Here is an 18,869-nt window from a genome sequence, read left to right on the forward strand (position 1 = left end):
CTTAGTGCAACCGGGAGTTTTCATTTGACCGAGGCCGGGGCCGACTTGGTTCTTTTGGCATGTGAGCGTATCCGCGCTCACGAACTTCCCGCCTACGTAAAGGATGGGAAGCTTCGCTTTTCTGCGGTCAATGATGCCTTTGCACGTCTCTTCGGGCTTACTGCCGACAGTTTCGAAGGCCGTCTTGCAAGCGACCTCGGCATAGCCGGCGTGACCGGCGAGCTGGAAGAACGAGAGCGGCGCGCGCTTGTCTTCGGCTCGGAAGAAACCGCCGCCTGGTTCGATGCGTCCGGCAATACGCGTCATTCCGTGCTGATCGAGCGGTTCATTTCAGACAGCGGCCAGTTCCACGTCGTCGGCCTCTTCGAAGAGCAGACGGAGGTGCCTTCCGCAGGGCCTGCAGCCGCCACGGACGCTTCCGGTCCAGGCGCCGGCACTCCCGGGAAGCCGCCTGATCACGGACTGGCGCCTGCCGGCGATCAACATTCCTTCGGGCAGGACCTTTTCAAGGAACTCCTCGACAAGCTGCCGGTCGCCACCTTCGTTCGCGGGCGGGATCATCGGCTGATTGCCGCAAACCGGCATTATGCCCGTATCGTCGGCATGCCCGAAGACAAGCTCATCGGCACGACGCAACCGGATATCTTCGGCCCGGTCGGCCTCGAATACCAGGCTGCCGACGAGGTGGTTCTGGAGACCGGATCGACGGCCGAATTCCAGCAGACGGCGCTCCTGCCGGATGGCGAGGAGCATGTGCTTCTTTGCCGTATTACGAGGGTTTCCACCGCCGGGGCGGGATCATTTCTCGTCGGCACCATCACCGACGTCACCGAACTGAAGCAGCGCGAAGCGCAGCTGATTGCCGAACGGGCAAAAACCGAGTCCCTGCGCGGGGATCTGGAACGGCTGGTGTCAGCGATGCCGGTCGGCGTCGTAATGATGTCGAGCGACTTCGTCGTGGAATACGTCAACCAGGAGGCGCGCAATATCTGGGGCTGGCCCGATGATGCCGTCATAGAAGGCATGGGCTTTTCCGAAGTCGTCGAGCTGACGCGGCAGGGCGGGATGGCGCCCGTGAAGACCGAGGCGCTGGACGAATATGTCGACAGGCGAAGGACCGAGCTTGCCGACAACAGTTTCGACAAGCCGCAGGAAGTGGAATACGAAAACGGCAAGTTCGTCGTCGTTTCCAATCGCCACCTGAGCGACGGACGCCTGCTGATGATCTACACCGACGTGACCACCATCCGGTCGCGGGAGATGGAGATCGATCAGGTGCAGGAACAGCTTTCCCGCCTTGGCCGGTTCATCTCCGATGCGACCCGGGTCATGTCGCAGGGGCTGCTGCTGATCGAGGACGGACGCATTCTGCTGTCGAACGATGCGCTGCCGGCCATGCTGGAACTGCCGCCGGAAGTGCTGATGCCCGGCGCTGCCTGGGCGGACCTCATTTCGCATTGCGCGGCCCGTGGCGACTTTGAGGGCGAACTTGCTGACCCGTCGGCCGAATGGGACAATTTTCTCCTGAATGATCAGGCGTTTTCCGCCGGTTTCCTGGCCGCCGGCAAGACCTGGGTGCATATGGAGGCCTCGCCCAACGGTCTCGGCCAGTGGACCATCGTGCTCACCGACATGACCGAGATGAAGCAGCGCGAGGAAGAGCTGAAGGTCGCGCTCGCCCGCAGCGAAGCCGCCGACCGGGCGAAATCGGACTTTCTCGCTGTCGTCAGCCACGAAATCCGCACCCCGATGAACGGTGTTCTGGGAATGGCCGAACTGCTGGCCAAGACCGATCCCGATCCGCGGCAGAAGACGTTCATCGACGTGATGGTCAAATCGGGCAAGGCGCTGATGACGATCATCAACGATATCCTGGATTTCTCGACGCTCGAAGCCGGTCAGCTGCGGCTTGTCAGCCAGCATTTCGACCCGCTCGAGGCAGTCGAGGACGTCGCGACGCTGATGTCGGCCGCGGCCTTCGAAAAGGACCTCGAGATATTCCTGTCGAGCGACGACAGTCTGCCGAGCACGCTTGTCGGCGATGCGGGCCGCCTGCGGCAGATCCTCACCAATATCGTCAGCAATGCTATCCGCTTTACCGAGGCCGGTCATGTGCTGATCGACCTTGCCTCACGCACTGACAAGGACGATCCGTCGTGCGTCACGCTGGTCCTGACGGTTCGCGACAGCGGCATCGGCATCGAGGCGGACAAGCTTCCGACGATTTTCGACAAGTTCCACCAGCTCGAGGCGGGCAACAGCGCACGCTACGAAGGCATCGGGCTGGGACTGTCGGTGACGGCAACGCTGGTCGAGCTGTTCGGTGGCACGATTTCGGTCGAAAGCGAGCCGGGTGTCGGCAGCGCCTTCACCGTCGAGTTGCCCTTTGCCGTGGCGTCGCATCGCGAGCGGGTCTGGGCGCTCCCTGTCGATCTCGGCGGCAGCAGCGTGCTGGTGATCCATTCGAATCCGATCGGGCGCGAGCTGCTCAGCGCGAAACTCTCCGACTGGGGCTGCGAAGCCGTTGTGGCGGAAGACGCCGGCATGGCGATGCAGATCCTCAAGGCGGCACTCGAAGCAGGTGTGAAGCCGGCGGCAATCATCGTCGACGAACGGCTCGACGACATGAAGGGGACTGCCGCCGTCGGCATCATCCACCGCGAGATCTGCCCGCACATACCGGCCGTTCTGTTGTCTTCGCTGGACGCGGCCGAGCGCGGCCAGCCCAAGACCGGGACGATCGCGGATACCTATGTCGTGAAGCCCGTTCGCTTTGGCATTCTGCGCAGCACGCTGATCGAGGTCTTGCGCACCGCTGCGCGCATGGACGGTCAACGCCGCGACACATTCCTCCCGGTACCACCTGTGGACGGGAGAGCCCGGCCCCGGCCGGCGGTCGGGAAGACGGATGCACAGCGGATCGATGTACTGGTCGCCGAGGACAACGAGGTCAACCGGATATTCTTCTCGCAGATCCTTCTCGAGGCGGGCTTGCGGTTCAAGATGGTCGAGAATGGCGCCGATGCGGTGGCGAGCTGGGAGGCGCTCTCTCCGTCCCTGATCCTGATGGACGTCTCCATGCCGGTGATGGACGGGTTCGAAGCCGCCAGGATGATCCGCGAACTGGAGCAGGAGCGATGCGACGGCGCGCATGTGCCGATCATCGGCGTCACCGCCCATGCGCTCGAACGGGAGCGCGAGGTCTGCCTGCACGCGGGCATGGATGATCACATGGCCAAGCCGATCGTGCCTTCGGTCCTGCTCGACAAGATCCACGCGCTCTTGAGCGATGTGGAAGGGGCGGGGGCGGGGCAGTCACGCCCCTGAGGGCGCGGCCTTCGTTCCAAACAGCATTTCGCGTTTGCCCGCAAATCCCGGCCGACGCATGACCTCGAAGCCGGCGGCTCCGAGATTGCGGCGGACGAAACCTGCCGCTGCATAAGTGGCAAATGTGCCGCCCGGCGCCGTCTTCGCACAGACCGTGGCCATCAGTTCCGGCGACCACATGTCCGGGTTGCGGGAGGGGGCAAAGCCGTCGAGATACCAGGCATCGAAAGGCATGTGCACGGCCGGAACAGTGTCTGCCGCCGGGCCGCAGAAGATCGTCAGCGTCGTGCGGCTGTCGAGTTCGAGCGTGAGGATGCCTTCTGGCGCGTCGGGCCAGAGCGATGTCAGGCCCTGCCGTTCGGCATCGATCTCCGGCCAGTGGGCGAGCGCCCTGTCGATCTCCTCGCGCTGCATGGGATAGAGCTCGAACGAGGTGAAGTGCAGATGACCATCCGCTGTTCGTGACTGTTTCCATTGCCGCCAGGTTTCGCAGAGGTTGAGACCGGTGCCGAACCCCAGTTCGCCGATGCGGAAGTCAGCGCCTGCCTGCCATCTCGCCGGCAGGCCGTTGCCGTCCATGAACACATAAGCGCATTCCAGCCGTCCGTCCGTCTGGCAATAAAAGTGGTCGCCAAAGGCGGTCGAATAGGGCATATCGCCCTCGCGCCATTCTAGCCTGTTGCCGGAGGCGCTGTCGTTCGAAATTGGATCCGTCATGAGCCAAGCCGATAATACCGCGTTTGCAAGCGGTCAATCGTCCGCCGGTCTTTTGATCGTCGGCGGCGGCATCATGGGGCTTTGGGCGGCTCTAAAGGCGATGCAGTCGGGCCTCGATGTCTTGCTCGCCGATGCGGGCCGTTTGGGCGGGGGCACAAGCAACGGCTTTCTCGGCGCACTGATGTCGCATCAACCCGACCGCTGGAACGCCAAGAAGCAGTTTCAGTTCGATGCGCTCGTTGCGCTTGAAGACGAGGTCGCGGCGCTGGAAGAGATGACCGGGCTTTCGACCGGATACCGCCGCTGCGGCCGTCTTCTGCCGCTGACCCACGAGCAGAACCGGGAGCGCGCCTTCGGTCATTCCGAGGATGCGCGGCTGAACTGGCAAGTCCCGGGCGAAGATTATGTCTGGCAGGTGCTGGAGCAGTCGCCATTTGCGGCGTGGCCTCATGCCGAAGCCGCGCCCTTTGGCGTGGTGCTCGACACGTTTGCGGCCCGCGTGTCGCCGCGCGCATTGACGGCGGCGCTGATTGCCGCTCTCCGGCAGTCGGGCCGGGCGCGGCTTATGGAGAACGCGGCGGTCACGTCCATCGATGCGAAGGCGGGGGTCGCCTGCGTCGGCGGGAACGACATCCGTTTCGGGCACTGCCTGATTGCCGCCGGCGTTGGCTCCTTCCCGCTCGCCGAAACCATGGCGCCGACGGCAAAGCCGATCGGCAAGCCGGTCAAGGGGCAGGCCGCACTGTTGAAGGCGGAGATCGATCCGGCGCTGCCGGTCATCTTTCACGACGGCGTCTATGTCGTGCCGCATGAGAATGGGCTGGTTGCTGTCGGCAGCACCAGCGAGGAGGAGTTCGACCAGCCGTTCGCCACCGATGGTCTGCTGGAGGATTTGCTGGAGCGGGCGAGAGCCCTTGCGCCATGCCTTGGCGAAGCGCCGCTTGTCGAACGCTGGGCGGGGCTCAGGCCGAAGGCGATCGGCCGCGATCCGATGGCCGGCCGACACCCGGCATTCGAAAACGTTTCCTTTCTGACCGGTGGCTTCAAGGTCAGTTTCGGGATCGCCCACCGGCTTGCCGAAGCAGTCGTCGGCGAGATCGCCGGCAGGCCGTCCGGCATCGTCCTGCCGGAGAGCTTCGTCGCTGAACGGCACTTTGTCCTGGCCGGCAAGATTTGAGCGCAATTCCGCCTTCTCCCCGTCGTCAATCTGTTACGCAAATCACCTAAACCGGCGCAAACAGCATCGGAATGACCGATGCCGACGGATTTCATCCTTCTTTCGGGATGTGCGACATGCGCTATTCTATCGCCTTCACACCGCCGCCGCGCCATGTGCTTTCTGAGGCGGCGGCCTTGTGGCTCGGCCGCGACGCTTTCGCGGGCCACCTGTACGAACCGCACGGCATCGGTGGCCTCGGCATCCATGAGATTGCCTTTCACACCGCGCTGCCGCGCCGGGCGGGTTTCCATGCCATGCTGCAGGCGCCGTTCCGGCTGAAGGATGACGCCAATCCGGCGTCTCTCCTGAAGCACATGATGACATTTGCCGGCGGTCGCCAGCCGTTCCTGCTGCCACCGCTCGAGGTCGCGCGGGTCGGGCAGGGGCTCGGGCTGATCGCTTCGACCTATCCCTATGAAATGCACGAGCTCGCCTGTTCCGTCATCCACGAGTTCGATGCCTACCGGGCACCGCTCAGCGACGTCGAGATCGAGCGGCGCAATCCGGACGTTCTGAACGCAACCGAGTTCGCCAATCTCCACCGCTGGGGCCATCCGCATGTGATGGACGAATACCGCTTTCACATGATGCTGACGGGCGCGCTCAATGCGTCCGAGCTGGAGCGCTTCGAGCGGGCGTTGAAGCGCTTCTTCGCGCCGGCGCTCGAAATGCCGCTGGAAGTGGCCAATCTGGCGCTGATGATCGAGGAGGAGCAAGGGGCTCCCTTCCATGTGCATTCGCTGCACCCGCTTGGGCCCGTGTCGCAGAAAAAGAGGGCGTAGAACGCGCCGCTTTTTGCCTTGGCGCCCTCGACAATCCAATCGCACCTGATAATTTTTGACCGAATGGAAAAAGGTGCGTCGATGGACATAGACAATTATCCCCGCGATCTTATCGGCTACGGCCGTCAAACCCCCGACCCGAAATGGCCGGGCGATGCGCGGATCGCGGTGCAGTTCGTGGTCAATTACGAAGAAGGGGGCGAAAGCTCCATACTGGACGGTGATCCGGCGTCGGAATCGCTCCTGTCGGAAATCGTCGGCGCGCAACCCTGGCCGGGTCAGCGCAATCTCAACATGGAATCGATCTACGAATACGGATCGCGCGCCGGCTTCTGGCGTCTGCATCGCATGTTCACCAGCCTGAATGTTCCGGTTACCGTCTACGGCGTCACGCTTGCCATGGCGCGCAATCCGGAAGCGGTTGCGGCCATGAAGGAAGCCGGCTGGGAGATCGCCAGCCACGGCTATCGCTGGCTCGAATACAAGGATTTTCCGATCGAGAAGGAGCGCGAGCACATTCTCGAGGCTGTGCGGCTGCACAAGGAACTGACCGGCTCGCACCCGCTCGGCATGTATCAGGGCAAGCCGTCCGACAATACGCTGAAGCTTGTCATGGAGGAGGGTGGCTTCCTCTATTCGAGCGACTCCTATGCCGACGATCTGCCCTACTGGGTGCCGGGTCACGATGGCAAGCCGTTCCTCATCATTCCCTATACGCTTGAGACGAACGACATGCGGTTTGCGACGCCGCAGGGCTTCAACGCCGGCGACCAGTTCTTCAACTACCTGAAGGACGCCTTCGACGTGCTCTACCAGGAGGGCAAGGAGGGGCAGGCGAAGATGATGAATGTCGGCCTGCATTGCCGCCTCGTCGGCCGTCCGGGCCGCGCCGCCGCGCTGAAGCGTTTTGTCGAATACGTGCTTTCCCATGACAAGGTGTGGATCCCGAAGCGGATCGAGATCGCCCGCCACTGGCATGAGCACCACAAGCCGCAGATCATGTGACCATGGACAGACAGGATTTCGTAGCCCGCTTTGGCGGCATATTCGAGCATTCGCCATGGGTCGCGGAGCGGGCCTATGATGCCGGGGTCACCGAACCGCTGTCGGCGAGCAGTGTTCACGCGGCGCTCTGTTCGGCGTTCCGCGCGGCAAGCGGGGAGGAGAGGCTGGAGGTTCTTCGCGCCCATCCCGATCTTGCCGGCAAGCTCGCCATCGCCGGCAAGCTGACCGAAGACAGCCGCAAGGAACAGGCCGGCGCCGGCCTCGATCAGCTGACGGCCGAGGAGCATGCGCGGTTCACCGAACTCAACCTGGCCTATGTGGCAAAGTTCGGATTCCCCTTTATTATTGCCGTGAAAGGCCTATACAAGGACGCCATTCTGGCCGCGTTCGAGACACGCATCCACCATGAGCGCGAGGAGGAGCTGGTGACAGCCTGCGCGCAGGTGGAGAAGATCGCCCGGCTGAGGCTGGACGCTATATTTTCGGAGAATTCCTGATGACTGAAGTAAGTGAGGTCCTGCTGCCCGATTTCGCGGCGGGTGCCGTCAATCTCGCCTCGGCCCGTCTCGGCGCCAAGGGCATTTTCGTGACCGACGATTTCTTCGCACCGGTCGACCGCATGCTGTCCGATGATCCGGCCGTGTGGAAGGCCGATGCCTATGACGACAACGGCAAATGGATGGACGGCTGGGAAAGCCGGCGCAAGCGCACGCCCGGCCATGACTTTGCGATCATCCGGCTTGCCATGCCGGGAAAGATCTTCGGTTTCGATGTCGATACCCGCTACTTCACCGGCAATTACGCGCCCGCGGTCTCGATCGAGGCGGCCTTCGTCGAGAGCGGCGATCCGACGGATGCGACCGCGTGGACCGAAGTGCTCGCCAAGTCGACGCTCGGCGCCAGCGCTCAGTTCTTCTTCGAGAACGGCGATCGCGACAAGGTGTGGACGCATCTGCGGGTCCACATGTATCCCGATGGCGGCATCGCCCGCCTGCGCGTCTACGGTGCCGCGCATTTCGACTGGTCGAAGGTGTCGCCCGAGCAGGAAATCGATCTCGCCTACATCTTCCACGGCGCCAAGGCGCTGACCTGGACGGACGCCCATTACGGCCATCCCGACAAGATGCTGTCGCCCGGGCGCGGCATCAACATGGGCGACGGCTGGGAAACCAAGCGCCGACGCGGCCCCGGTCATGACTGGACCATCATCCGCCTCGGCCATCCGGGCATCATCAAGCGGGTCATCGTCGACACGCATTTCTTCAAGGGTAATTTTCCCGACACCTGCGAGCTGCTCGGCGCCTATCTGCCGGATGCCGGCGAGACGATCAGCGAGGCGGAAATTGCCGCGTCCGAAAGCTGGAAGCCGATCCTTGCCCGCCACAAGCTGGAGATGGACCACGAACATGTCTTCGCTGGGCACACCGTCGCCGATATCGGGCCGGTCACGCATGTCCGCTTCGCCATGCATCCGGATGGCGGCGTGATGCGCCTCAGGCTGATGGGCCACAAGGCGTGAGCCGTACACTTCCGATAAGGCCGCTGACCAAGGCGGCCTTTGCCCCTTTCGGCGATGTTCTGGAGGCAGATCCGCAGACGATGCGGTTGATCAACGGCGGCACGACCGAACGCTTTCACGCGCTTGCCACCGCCGAGGCCGAAGGCGAGGGCGCTTCGGTCATCCTCAACATCTTCCGCGGCCAGGCGCGCAGCTTTCCCTACACGGTCGACATGATGGAACGGCATCCGTTCGGCAGCCAGTCGTTTACGCCGATCTCCGGCCGGCCGTTTCTGGTGGTGGTCTCCATGGACGAGGACGGAAAGCCCGGCGAGCCGCAGGTTTTTCTCGCTGAGCCCCATCAGGGCGTCAACTACCGCCGCAATGTCTGGCACCATCCGCTGATGGCGATCGGCGAAGCGTCCGACTTTCTGGTTGTCGACCGCGCCGGACCGGGTAACAATCTCGAGGAATTCTTCTTCGACACACCCTTCAAGATCACGGAGCCGAAGCCATGACCGGTCTTACCACGCATGTCCTTGACGCCGCCCGCGGCACGCCGGCCGAAGGCCTCGTCATCGATCTTTTCCGGATGGACGGCGCCGAACCTGTGCTGATCAAGACGGTGGTGACCAATGCCGACGGCCGCGTCGATGGCGGCTCTCTGCTGCAGGGTGATGATTTCGCTGTCGGCCGCTACGAACTCCTGTTTCATGCCGGCGATTATCTGAAGGCAAAAAGCGTCGCGCTTCCCGATCCGCCGTTCCTCGACGACATCCCGATCCGCTTCGGCATTGCCGATACGACGGCGCATTATCACGTGCCGCTGCTTCTCTCTCCCTACAGCTATTCCACCTATCGCGGCAGCTGAGCGGTGCGTTTCGCCGCGATCACCGACATTCACGGGAATCTGGAAGCACTGGAGGCGGTGCTCGCCGACATCGCGCGGCTCGGCATCCGCGACATCGTCAATCTCGGCGACTGCGTGTCCGGGCCGCTTTGGCCGGCGGAGGTGGCGGACCGGCTGATGGTGCTCGACCTGCCGACAGTGCGCGGCAATCACGATCGCTATCTCGTCGAGCAGGTGCCGGAAGCCATGGGGCGGACGGATCGTTATGCCCGCGACCGGATGACGCCTGCGCACCTCGCTTGGCTGGCAAGTCTTCCATTCGATCTGGTTTGGCAAGACGAGGCCTATCTCTGTCATGCGACGCCGACGGACGACAACACCTACTGGCTGGAGACGGTCTCTCCGCAGGGCATCATGCACCAGCGCCCGGTAGATGAGATCGAGGCAATGGCCGCAGGCGTGGATTTTTCCCTCATCCTCTGCGGACATACCCACACGCCACGCACCGTCCGGCTTCGCGACGGCCGGCTAATCGTCAATCCGGGCAGTGTCGGCTGTCCGGGTTATGAAGACGACCATCCCTATCCGCATGGCATGCAGACGGGCAATCCACTGGCAAGCTACGCAATTCTGGAGAAGGACAGCGCGGGCTGGTCGGTCACCTTCCGGCAGGTGCCCTATGATTGCGAAGCCGCCGCAAGACTGGCACGCGAGAACGGCCGCGACGAGTGGGCGGCTGCACTGGCCACCGGGTGGCTGCGCTAAAGATCATTGGAAATTCAGGAGAGTTCATATGCGGAAAACCGCGCTGCAGTACATCCGTGCTAGCGCGGTTTCCCTCGACTGCATTCGTAAATGCAGGATCTGTATGTGAAGATACTGCCGAGTGGTTAACGTAAAGTAAAGAAGAAATTTTCTTTCCGGTAAATTTTTCTTCCCCGGCACAATCCCCTGAAATCTGTGCGGTTACGGCACGAGAATGGCGCTGCCGCTGGTGCGTCCGGCTTCGAGATCGCGGTGGGCCTGGGCGACGTCGGCAAGGGCATATTCCTGACCTTCGCCTGGTGCCAGACCGGCGGCGAGATGATGGATGACGCGATCGGCCGCCTTGCGGTAACGCGCCGTGTCGGAGATGTAGAACATCACGCTGGGCCGCGCAAAGGCGATGGCGCGGGGCGCGGCGATGTCGGCGCTAATCGACGCTGGGACGGGGCCGACGACCTGGCCGATGTTGACGGCCATGCCGAAGGGACGGACGCAATCCAGCATCATTATAAGCGGTTCGCCTCCAAGACCATCATAGGCGACATCGACGCCATGGCCTTCCGTCAGCGCCTTCACTTCCTTGCCAAGATCAGCGTTGCGGCCGACGATGACATGGTCGGCACCATGGCGGCGGGCAATCGCCGCCTTCTCGTCCGAACTGACCGCACCGATAACGGTTGCGCCGAAATGCTTGGCCCAGCGGACGATGATTGAGCCGACGCCGCCGGCGGCCGCCTGGACGAAGACGGTGGTGTTCTCGCCGACCGGATAGACTTCCTTCAGAAGCATGTAGGCGGTCAGGCTTTTCAGCATCGAGGCGGCAGCGACCTTGGTCGAAACGCCGTCGGGCAGGCGCATGGCGCGCTCGGCGGGCAGCAACCGGCTTGCGGCATAGGCACCGACCGGCGCGCCGGCATAGGTGACCCGGTCGCCGGGCTTCAGATCCATGACCTCGCTGCCGACAGCCTCGACCACGCCGGCACCTTCGACGCCGAGCACGGCGGGATAGCTTGGCAGCTTGTAGAGGCCGACGCGGTGGTAGATGTCGACGAAGTTGAGGCCGATCGCTTCCTGCCGGATGCGGATCTCCTTGGGACCGGGTTCCGCCGGCGACTGGTCCTCGATGACGAAGTTTTCCGGGCCACCGATCTCTTTGAGTTTTACGACTTTGCTCATGGTGTGTCTCCTGTGTCTGGACAGGAGTTTCGCGCACGCTATGTTGATTGAAAATTCCCGATATATGCGCACTCAATGTGAGGAAATTAACGGATATGGATTGGGAGAACCTGCGCATCTTCGCCCTTCTGGCACGTCAAGGCACGCTGTCCGCCGCCGGACGTGCGGCTGGTGTCGAGCATGCGACCGTGGCGCGGCGCGTGGCGGCGCTGGAGGCTGAGCTTGGCCTCAAGCTTGTCGACCGCCGGGGACGGCACCTGTCGCTGACGGCGGAGGGCCAGCGCATCGCGGCTCTGGCCGAGCGCATGGAAGTGGGTGCAATCGCCATCGAACGCGCGGCTGTCGGCGACCGCTCGGAGATTGCCGGTGAGGTGGTGATCAGCGCGCCGCCAGCCTATGCGGACAGGGTGCTGGCCGAACCGTTTCTCCGACTGCGGCGGGAGCATCCGCAACTGAGCCTCACCATTCTCGGCGACAAGCGCGAGGCATCGCTGGCGCGGCGCGAAGCCGATATCGCCATACGCATGACCCGACCTGTCGAGGGCGAGCTGACGATCATGCGGATCGGGCAGGTGTCCTTCTCCTTCTATGCCGCGCGAGGCTATGTGGGCCAGGTGCCGGAAGCGGAGTGGAGTTTTGTGAGCTACGACCGCGAGATGGAGAATGCTCCCCAGCACCGCAAGCTGCTGGAGTTTGCCGCCGGCCGGTCGATCGGCTTTAGGGCCTCTACGCTGGACCTGCAGGTGAGGGCGGTCTGCGGCGGGGCGGGTATCGCCATCCTGCCGGACTTCATGATCGAACCCGGAATGCCCATCGAGGTGGTGCCTACGTCGCTTTCGCCATTGAACCGCGAGGTCTGGCTCGTCGTCCACCCGGATATCCGGCAGGCCCCGGCGATCCGGGCGGTGATCGATGCGGTGTCGGCGGGGTAGGGGGGGGCTCCTTGAAGATTGCCCCTCACCCTGGCCTTCTCCCCGTGTGCGGGGAGAAGGTGCCCGGCAGGGCGGATGAGGTGCAACTCATAGGAATGGCGAGTTCAAAGACTCACAGAACGCTCTTCGCCGGTCGGCCGGCGATGTAGGTCTCGGCTGTCGTGCGGTCGTCGCCCATCGTCTGCATGAGGAAGAGTTCTTCCGTCAGCGTCCGGTTGGCCTCCTGCTTCAGCGCCATGGCCGGCGTTGCCGAGGCGTCGAGCACGACGAGGTCGGCGATGGTGCCGGGTTCCAGCGTGCCGATCTCGTCGGCAAGCCCAAGCGCTTCGGCATTGCCGAGCGTCATCAGGTAGAAGCTCTCGAGCGGGTTCAGCCGTTCGCCGAGCAATTGCTGGATCTTGTAGGCCTCGTCGAGCGTGCGCAGCATGGAGTAGCTGGAACCGCCGCCGATGTCGGTGGCAATGGCAATGCGGACCGGCTTGTCGCGACGCTGGTAGGTCTTCATCGGGAACAGGCCGGAGCCGAGAAAGAGGTTCGAGGTTGGGCAGTGGACTGCGACCGAGCCGTTTTCGCTCATGGCGTCCGCCTCGCGGTCCGAAAGGTGGATCGCGTGGCCGAACAGGCTCTTCGGACCCAGGAGCCCATAGCGCGCATAGATGTCGGTGTAATCCTTCGCCTCCGGATAGAGCGAGCAGGTGAAGGCGATCTCGTCCTTGTTCTCGGAGAGATGCGTCTGGATGTGCAGCTCGGGATGCTCGGCGGCAAGCGTCTTGGCGACTTCCATCTCCTCCGGCGTCGAGGTGATGGCGAAGCGCGGCGTGATGGCGACGCGGTTGCGGCCCGTGCCGTGCCACTGCGCAATCACCGCCTTGGTGTCGTCATAGGCGGATTGCGGCGTGTCGGTGAGCGCGTCCGGCGCGTTTCGGTCCATCATCGTCTTGCCGGCGATCATCGCCGTGCCGCGTTTCAGGCTCTCGGCAAAGAAGGCATCGGCGGAGGTCTTGTGGACCGAACAATAGGCGACCGCCGTCGTCGTGCCATGACGGACCATCTCGTCGAAGAAGCGCACGGCAATCCGCTCGGCATGTGCCCTGTCGGCGAAACGCTGTTCCTCGAGGAAGGTGTAAGTGTTCAGCCATTCCAGGAGATTGGCGGCATAGGAACCGATGACCTGCATCTGCGGAAAATGCAGATGCGTGTCGATGAAGCCCGGCATGATGAGATGCGGGCGATGATCGACCTCGCGGACGTCCGTCGGCGCATTGCGGCGGATATCCGCATAGCTGCCGCAGGCGATGATGCGACCGCTTCCGATCAGCAGACCGCCGTCCTCCTCGTATTGGTAGCTGCCGGTGTCGGAGATATCGCAAGGCGCGCGGCGGAAGGACAGGATCCGTCCGCGCAAAAGGAGTGTATCGGTCATTCGGTCTTGCTTCCGCCTATTGCGCTTTCATACCAGGCCGCCAGCAGCTTGCGCTCGTCCGGCGTGACATCGGTGACGTTGCCTGGCGGCATGGCGTGGCTGCGGCCAGCCTGGATATAGATTTCCCGGGCGTGGGACGCAATCTCGGCATCGGTTTCGAGCATGACGTTTTTCGGCGGCCGGCTGAGACCTTCGTAGACCGGTTCGGCGGCATGGCACATGGAACAGCGCGACAGGACGACATCGCGGGCGGCGCCGAAATGGGCGTTGGCAGCGAATTCCTGGAAGGCCGGCGCCACGGCCGTGCTTTCATCCTCTGCCGCCTGCTCGGGCCCGGGGCGGGTCGACAGCCACATGATGACGACGAAGATGATGGCGGTCAGCGCCCAGGTCCAGTGCGGCGTGCCCTTGCGCGCATGCGTGGTGTTGAACCAGTGGCGGATCGTGACCCCCATCAGGAAGACGAGAGCCGCGATGATCCAGTTGAAATAGGTCGCGAATGCCAGCGGATAGTGGTTCGACAGCATGAAGAAGATGACGGGGAGCGTCAGGTAGTTGTTGTGCAGCGAGCGCTGCTTGGCCTGAAGCCCGAGCTTGGGGTCGGGCGTGCGGCCAGCCACCAGATCGGCGACGACGATCTTCTGGTTCGGAATGATGATGAAGAAGACGTTGGCCGACATGATCGTCGCCGTGAAGGCGCCGAGATGCAGGAAGGCGGCGCGGCCGGTGAAGAGATGGGTATAGCCCCAGGCCATCAGCACCAGCAGCACATAGAGCAGGATCATCAGGCCCCAGGTGCTCTTGCCGATCGGCGATTTGCAGAGCGTGTCGTAGAACAGCCAGCCGATGGTGAGTGATGCCATGGAAATCAGGATGGCAACCGGCTGGCTGACGTCGAGCACATGCCGATCGATGAGGAATAGGTCGGCGCCGCCGTAATAGACCACGCAGAGCATGGCGAAGCCCGAGAGCCAGGTGGCGTAGCTCTCCCATTTGAACCAGGTGAGGTGCTCGGGCATGGTCGCCGGCGCCACCAGGTATTTCTGCATGTGATAGAAGCCGCCGCCATGGACCTGCCATTCCTCGCCGTAGACGCCGGCGGGCAGGTGGTCGCGCTTGACGAGGCCGAGGTCGAGGGCGACGAAATAGAAGGACGATCCGATCCAGGCAATCGCCGTGATCACGTGCAGCCAGCGAACGGCAAAGGCCAGCCATTCCCAGGCTATGGCGAATTCATACATGCAGTTGCCCCCATCCAAGTCTTTGCCGGTCACTTTGCGCAATTCGTGCCAACAAGAAAAGAACTTTTGTGCGCCGCAACGCATTTGTCGCGTTGCGTTGCGGTTCGGCACTCCGAACGTCACTTTTCGGCTGACAGGCTGTCGATCAGCGGCTGCAGGTGCCGGATATAATTCATGGTCTTGCGATCGGCGCCGCTGTACATGGCCTTTCGCACCTGGTTGTAGCTGGTGGTCCTCACCGTTCGCTTCGTCTTGTGGAATTCGAGGCAGGCCGGATCCCAGGCAAGGCCGCAATAGGCGAGCAGCCTGCGGGTTTCCTCTTCCTGGTTTTCGGTCAGCGCTTCGTAGTCGAGATCGTGGATCCAGCCCGGAAAGCGGTCGTGCCAATGGGCCATCAATCCGCTGTAGGCGCGGTGGTAGCGGCCGATATCTTCAAGGCGGGTCTTGTAGAGCAGGCCGCTGGTTTCAAAATGGTTGGAGAAGATCGAGAAGCCGTTGGCGACCGGATCGCGGCGGCAATGGACGATGCGCGCCAGCGGGAACAGCATGCGGATGACGCCGACCCACAGGAAGTTCGACAGGTATTTGTCGGTCACGCGGCGGGCGCCCGGCGACATGCCCGACAGGCAAGACATGTATTCCATGGCTAGGGCATTCAGCAGCGGAACCGAGCCGTGGTCGAAGGTCTTCAGGGTCGATCGGCCATGATCGAAGAGGTCGCGTTCGACAATGTCCTGAAGCACCGTGACCTCGCCGGCACCGCCGACGTCGGGATGGCTGGCAAGAATCTGCTCTGTGAGCGTCGAACCGGAGCGCGGCAGTCCGACGATGAAAATAGGCGAATCCTTCGAATCGGATACGGGCATCTCTTCAACGAAAGCCGCAGAGAAGTGATCTTGCAGACGCTGAATCAGCGTGAACTCGGAACCCGTTGAATAGCCTTTGGTTTCTCCGAGCAGACGGTTTGCCTCCAGGAGATGCGCGAAGGCGCGATCATAGTCCTTTGCGCCGTCATAGGCACGATAGAGTGCAAAGTGGAATTCGCGTGCATTCGTCTTGTCGTCGGCTATCCGGGTCAGCCCGTCCTCCAGTTCGGCGATATGGGGATGGGACGGGCTGTCATAGGTCGTTGCCAGGCCCGCCATGCGGTGGGCGGTGCCGCAATCCGGGTTCAGCCTGACAATGCGGCGGTAGGTTTCGGCCGCCTGCTTGATTTCGCCGGCATCGTTCAGCGCTCCGGCGAGGTAGAAGAGGTAATCCAGGCATTCCGGTTCCTGTTCCGCAAAGCGCTGCCAGATGGCGGCGGCGTCCTGGGGTCGGCCGGCCGCGGAATAGGCGTTGGCAAGCGTCCTGTGGAAACGGTCGTTCTCGGGCCGCAACGCCACGGCACGCTGCAGGTGAGCTATGGCCTCGTTGAGACGCCAGGTAAGTTGGCAGGCATAGCCGGCAAGATGGAGAGCATCTGCGTCATCCGCGCAGGTTGCCAGCACGGAGGAGAGGTGGGCGAGGGCGGCTCGCGGATCGCCGTTGGCGACGCAGATCGAGGCGCGCTCCCGCTTGAGGGCCGGGTGGTCGGGAAAGAGCGACAATGCGCCATCGATAATCGTTCCGGCGGCTCCTGGCTCGTTCCGGTGAATTTCCTGGCGGGCGGCTGTGATGCAGGCCTCGGCGACCCTGTCGGCAAAGCCGTCCGGCAGCGGCTTGCCGGCGAGTCTAGTCGACTGAATGGCCTGGCCGGCTCTTGCCAGCATGGCCTGGATTTTCTCTACCGTGTCGCTGCTCATTGCCCTGCGGAAGTTGTTCTTTGGTCCAATGGTGGATAGCGGTTGCGGCTTGTCCAGGGCTGAACCGAGCTTACGGCAAACGCTTAGGCGGTTCAGCCTTCCGTCAGTGTTGCGGCTTCGTCCGAAAGCTCGCTCTCCAGCCAGGCGCGGAAGGCCTGGATTTTTGGCGCGCGGCGATGGGCGTGGGCGTAGAGGAGGCTGAGCGGTGCCTTGGCCGGCAAGGCGAAGGGAAATGGCTGGATCAGGCGACCGGAGGCGAGTTCCTCCTGGAACAGGAAGGGGCTCAGGATGGCGATGCCCTGTCCGCTGATGGCTGCCTTGGCCTCCAGGTCCATGATGCCCATGGCGTTGATCGTCGCACGTTTCAGCGGCTGGAATTCCGCGCCGGCCAGTGCCAGCCACTGGCGCCACCATTCTTCGTCGGCGGTTTCGTTCATCACCGGGAGCCGCAGCAGGTCGGCCGGGGTCTTCACGCCGCCGATACTCTCCGCCAACGCCGGGCTGAGCATAGGCGAGAATTCCAGCCGAAGCAGGGGATGCGCGACGAAACCGGCGGGCGCCTCGTTGCAACCTTCGATCGAGACGTCCGCACCCTGACGGTAGACCCGCGTTGCGTGGTCGGAGCGGACGAGCCGCACGGCGATTTCCGGATGGCGCAGCTGGAAGGAGCCGAGATTGCGGGCGAGCCACAGTGTGGCGAAGGTTGGGACCGCATGGATCTCCAGCATCTCGTTCGATGCCTTGCGAGCCGAATCCATGGCCTCGTGCAGCAGCGATATCGCCTCGGTGACCTTCGGCAGCATCCGCTCGGCCACGGGCGTCTGGGTTATCTGCCGCGTCTGGCGAAGGAAGAGTTGTTCGCCGATCGTCTCTTCCAGAAGCTTGATCTGGTAGCTGACCGCCGTCTGGGTCATGCCGAGCTCGTCGCCGGCGCGGGTGAAGGAGCCGTGCCGCGCGACGGCTTCGAATACGCGCAAGGCATTCAGCGGCAACTGCTTCGACAGTTTCATGGATCAGTTCTCTTTATGCGTTCTGGCGATAAATTCGTTGGTGGATAAGTGTTTTTTGAGCGAATTTGACTGTGGATCAATAAAAGGAAACTGGCAATGGCCAGCACGGAAGCAGCCCAAGGCGGCGGCGCGGCGACGCGCTCTGTCATCGACAAACTGCGCCTGATTTTCAGGCGATCATTCCGGCCGGAGCATTTCCGTTGCCGGGTGGACGAGCTTGATGGCCATCTGCGCGCGGACATCGGCATTGGTGATAACGGTGGGGCGGACGGACACGCCGGGCGGGAGCGCTTCTGGCGGGCCGGCAACCGGCTGCGCCACATGCTGTGATGGTCAAAGGAGGTGGTCTAGCAGCTCGGCGGCGACCATGGCGGCGATCACCGCCGGGCGCTTGTCGCGGACGCTGGCGCCGCCGATCGGCAGGACCAGCCGCCGCGCCAGGCTTTCGTCCTCGCCTTCTCGCTGAAGCCAGCTGACGAAGGTCGCGCGCTTGGTCGACGAGCCGATCATGCCGACATAGAGAAGATCGTCGTTCAGGAGCGCCTCCCGGGCGATCAGGAAATCGAGCGCGTGGTCGTGGGTCATCACAAGGACCGCGCCGCCGGGCCGGATGTCCGCCACCAGCGCTTCCGGCATGGCGACATGCTTGACTGAGACGCCTTCCGCTTTCAGACCCTGCAGTTCCTCTGCACGCGTCTCGACCATGGTGACGGCCAGCGGCAGGGGGGCAAGCGCACGGACGAGGGCCTTGCCCACATGGCCTGCGCCGAAGATATGGACGTCCGGCCAGATGGCGCGCTCGTCCTCCAGCCGGCGTTCGATCAGCTGGAGGATGTGCGGATCGGCCTGCAGGAAGCGTAACAGCGTGCGGCCGCCGCAGCACTGACCAATTTCCGGGCCCAGCGGAATGTCGAGCGAGAGCGTGGTTTCCTCGCCGACCATCAGCTTCAGCGCATGGGCGATCGCGCGGTATTCCAGTTGGCCGCCGCCGATCGTGCCCCAGGTCTCGCGCGGGGCGACCAGCATGAAGGCCCCCGCCTCGCGGGGCGTCGACCCCTTGACCGAGGCGACCTCGACGAAGACAAGCTGGCGGTGGCGGGCCGCAAAGGCCCTGAAGGAATCACGGGTGAACATGATACG

General features: G+C 63.1%; 18 protein-coding genes. 11 read left to right on the forward strand and 7 right to left on the reverse strand.

Annotated features, from left to right (window positions below):
- The first annotated feature begins 24 nt into the window (after positions 1-24).
- Positions 25-3,327, forward strand: coding sequence for a response regulator (locus ACU5AY_RS04060; protein ID WP_446828101.1), 3,303 nt, complete (start codon positions 25-27; stop codon positions 3,325-3,327).
- Here ACU5AY_RS04060 and mnmD read toward each other — a convergent pair.
- Positions 3,316-4,044 (reverse strand): tRNA (5-methylaminomethyl-2-thiouridine)(34)-methyltransferase MnmD, encoded by a 729-nt coding sequence (gene mnmD, locus ACU5AY_RS04065; RefSeq protein ID WP_446828102.1) that lies wholly within the window; start codon positions 4,042-4,044, stop codon positions 3,316-3,318. The genes ACU5AY_RS04060 and mnmD overlap by 12 nt on opposite strands.
- Here mnmD and ACU5AY_RS04070 point away from each other — a divergent pair.
- From ACU5AY_RS04070 to ACU5AY_RS04105, 8 genes are all read left to right on the forward strand, one after another.
- Positions 4,043-5,221: an NAD(P)/FAD-dependent oxidoreductase gene (locus tag ACU5AY_RS04070; protein ID WP_446828103.1), complete on the forward strand. Its 1,179-nt coding sequence runs from the start codon at positions 4,043-4,045 to the stop codon at positions 5,219-5,221. The two genes, mnmD and ACU5AY_RS04070, sit on opposite strands and share 2 nt — an antisense overlap.
- Before the next feature lie 116 nt (positions 5,222-5,337).
- Positions 5,338-6,045: a DUF1045 domain-containing protein gene (locus tag ACU5AY_RS04075; RefSeq protein WP_446823507.1), complete on the forward strand. Its 708-nt coding sequence runs from the start codon at positions 5,338-5,340 to the stop codon at positions 6,043-6,045.
- Positions 6,046-6,126: 81 nt separating this feature from the next.
- Positions 6,127-7,050 carry an allantoinase PuuE gene (gene puuE, locus ACU5AY_RS04080; RefSeq protein WP_446828104.1) on the forward strand — a complete coding sequence of 308 codons (924 nt, stop codon included), beginning with the start codon at positions 6,127-6,129 and terminating at the stop codon, positions 7,048-7,050.
- 2 nt (positions 7,051-7,052) lie between these two features.
- Positions 7,053-7,547, forward strand: a complete 495-nt coding sequence (uraD, locus tag ACU5AY_RS04085; RefSeq protein WP_446828105.1) for a 2-oxo-4-hydroxy-4-carboxy-5-ureidoimidazoline decarboxylase — start codon at positions 7,053-7,055, stop codon at positions 7,545-7,547.
- Positions 7,547-8,569, forward strand: a complete 1,023-nt coding sequence (alc, locus tag ACU5AY_RS04090; RefSeq protein ID WP_446828106.1) for an allantoicase — start codon at positions 7,547-7,549, stop codon at positions 8,567-8,569. The genes uraD and alc overlap by 1 nt, the downstream gene beginning before the upstream one ends.
- A complete protein-coding gene (locus ACU5AY_RS04095) occupies positions 8,566-9,066 on the forward strand; it encodes an ureidoglycolate lyase (RefSeq protein WP_446828107.1) in 501 nt (166 codons plus the stop codon). The genes alc and ACU5AY_RS04095 overlap by 4 nt, the downstream gene beginning before the upstream one ends.
- Positions 9,063-9,419, forward strand: a complete 357-nt coding sequence (gene uraH, locus ACU5AY_RS04100) for a hydroxyisourate hydrolase (protein ID WP_446828108.1) — start codon at positions 9,063-9,065, stop codon at positions 9,417-9,419. Before ACU5AY_RS04095 ends, uraH begins: the two co-directional genes overlap by 4 nt.
- A gap of 3 nt (positions 9,420-9,422) precedes the next feature.
- Positions 9,423-10,163 (forward strand): metallophosphoesterase family protein, encoded by a 741-nt coding sequence (locus ACU5AY_RS04105; protein WP_446828109.1) that lies wholly within the window; start codon positions 9,423-9,425, stop codon positions 10,161-10,163.
- A 201-nt stretch (positions 10,164-10,364) separates the two neighbouring features.
- Here the strand turns inward: ACU5AY_RS04105 and ACU5AY_RS04110 are convergent, their stop codons facing one another.
- The gene (locus ACU5AY_RS04110; protein ID WP_446828110.1) at positions 10,365-11,339 is read right to left on the reverse strand and encodes a quinone oxidoreductase family protein; all 975 of its coding nucleotides are present in this window, start codon (positions 11,337-11,339) and stop codon (positions 10,365-10,367) included.
- A gap of 95 nt (positions 11,340-11,434) precedes the next feature.
- On the opposite strand from ACU5AY_RS04110, the gene ACU5AY_RS04115 reads away from it, so the two are divergent.
- Positions 11,435-12,271: a LysR family transcriptional regulator gene (locus tag ACU5AY_RS04115; protein WP_446828111.1), complete on the forward strand. Its 837-nt coding sequence runs from the start codon at positions 11,435-11,437 to the stop codon at positions 12,269-12,271.
- Between the two features lie 112 nt (positions 12,272-12,383).
- Here ACU5AY_RS04115 and guaD read toward each other — a convergent pair whose 3' ends face one another.
- From guaD to ACU5AY_RS04135, 4 genes are all read right to left on the reverse strand, one after another.
- Complete coding sequence (gene guaD / locus ACU5AY_RS04120) at positions 12,384-13,694, reverse strand: guanine deaminase (RefSeq protein ID WP_446828112.1); 1,311 nt, start codon at positions 13,692-13,694, stop codon at positions 12,384-12,386.
- On the reverse strand, positions 13,691-14,935 hold the full coding sequence (locus ACU5AY_RS04125; RefSeq protein WP_446823517.1) for a urate hydroxylase PuuD: 1,245 nt from the start codon (positions 14,933-14,935) through the stop codon (positions 13,691-13,693). The genes guaD and ACU5AY_RS04125 overlap by 4 nt, the downstream gene beginning before the upstream one ends.
- A gap of 119 nt (positions 14,936-15,054) precedes the next feature.
- Positions 15,055-16,719: a sulfotransferase gene (locus tag ACU5AY_RS04130; protein ID WP_446828113.1), complete on the reverse strand. Its 1,665-nt coding sequence runs from the start codon at positions 16,717-16,719 to the stop codon at positions 15,055-15,057.
- 92 nt (positions 16,720-16,811) lie between these two features.
- On the reverse strand, positions 16,812-17,729 hold the full coding sequence (locus ACU5AY_RS04135) for a LysR substrate-binding domain-containing protein (RefSeq protein WP_446828114.1): 918 nt from the start codon (positions 17,727-17,729) through the stop codon (positions 16,812-16,814).
- A gap of 96 nt (positions 17,730-17,825) precedes the next feature.
- Between ACU5AY_RS04135 and ACU5AY_RS04140 the strand changes: the two genes are divergently transcribed.
- Positions 17,826-18,059 carry a hypothetical protein gene (locus ACU5AY_RS04140; RefSeq protein ID WP_446828115.1) on the forward strand — a complete coding sequence of 78 codons (234 nt, stop codon included), beginning with the start codon at positions 17,826-17,828 and terminating at the stop codon, positions 18,057-18,059.
- 3 nt (positions 18,060-18,062) lie between these two features.
- On the opposite strand, the gene xdhC is transcribed toward ACU5AY_RS04140, so the two are convergent.
- Positions 18,063-18,863: a xanthine dehydrogenase accessory protein XdhC gene (gene xdhC, locus ACU5AY_RS04145; protein WP_446828116.1), complete on the reverse strand. Its 801-nt coding sequence runs from the start codon at positions 18,861-18,863 to the stop codon at positions 18,063-18,065.
- Positions 18,864-18,869 lie beyond the last annotated feature (6 nt).

Source organism: Rhizobium sp. PAMB 3174 (genome assembly GCF_052908375.1).

Excerpts from the sequence above, each read along its gene's own strand:
- guaD (WP_446828112.1), bottom strand. The coding sequence starts at position 13,694 with ATGACCGATACACTCCTTTTGCGCGGACGGATCCTGTCCTTCCGCCGC.
- puuE (WP_446828104.1), top strand. The coding sequence starts at position 6,127 with ATGGACATAGACAATTATCCCCGCGATCTTATCGGCTACGGCCGTCAA.
- ACU5AY_RS04140 (WP_446828115.1), top strand. The coding sequence starts at position 17,826 with ATGGCCAGCACGGAAGCAGCCCAAGGCGGCGGCGCGGCGACGCGCTCT.
- ACU5AY_RS04115 (WP_446828111.1), top strand. The coding sequence starts at position 11,435 with ATGGATTGGGAGAACCTGCGCATCTTCGCCCTTCTGGCACGTCAAGGC.
- xdhC (WP_446828116.1), bottom strand. The coding sequence starts at position 18,863 with ATGTTCACCCGTGATTCCTTCAGGGCCTTTGCGGCCCGCCACCGCCAG.
- alc (WP_446828106.1), top strand. The coding sequence starts at position 7,547 with ATGACTGAAGTAAGTGAGGTCCTGCTGCCCGATTTCGCGGCGGGTGCC.
- ACU5AY_RS04110 (WP_446828110.1), bottom strand. The coding sequence starts at position 11,339 with ATGAGCAAAGTCGTAAAACTCAAAGAGATCGGTGGCCCGGAAAACTTC.
- ACU5AY_RS04075 (WP_446823507.1), top strand. The coding sequence starts at position 5,338 with ATGCGCTATTCTATCGCCTTCACACCGCCGCCGCGCCATGTGCTTTCT.
- ACU5AY_RS04130 (WP_446828113.1), bottom strand. The coding sequence starts at position 16,719 with ATGAGCAGCGACACGGTAGAGAAAATCCAGGCCATGCTGGCAAGAGCC.
- ACU5AY_RS04125 (WP_446823517.1), bottom strand. The coding sequence starts at position 14,935 with ATGTATGAATTCGCCATAGCCTGGGAATGGCTGGCCTTTGCCGTTCGC.
- ACU5AY_RS04135 (WP_446828114.1), bottom strand. The coding sequence starts at position 17,729 with ATGAAACTGTCGAAGCAGTTGCCGCTGAATGCCTTGCGCGTATTCGAA.
- mnmD (WP_446828102.1), bottom strand. The coding sequence starts at position 4,044 with ATGACGGATCCAATTTCGAACGACAGCGCCTCCGGCAACAGGCTAGAA.
- uraH (WP_446828108.1), top strand. The coding sequence starts at position 9,063 with ATGACCGGTCTTACCACGCATGTCCTTGACGCCGCCCGCGGCACGCCG.
- ACU5AY_RS04070 (WP_446828103.1), top strand. The coding sequence starts at position 4,043 with ATGAGCCAAGCCGATAATACCGCGTTTGCAAGCGGTCAATCGTCCGCC.
- uraD (WP_446828105.1), top strand. The coding sequence starts at position 7,053 with ATGGACAGACAGGATTTCGTAGCCCGCTTTGGCGGCATATTCGAGCAT.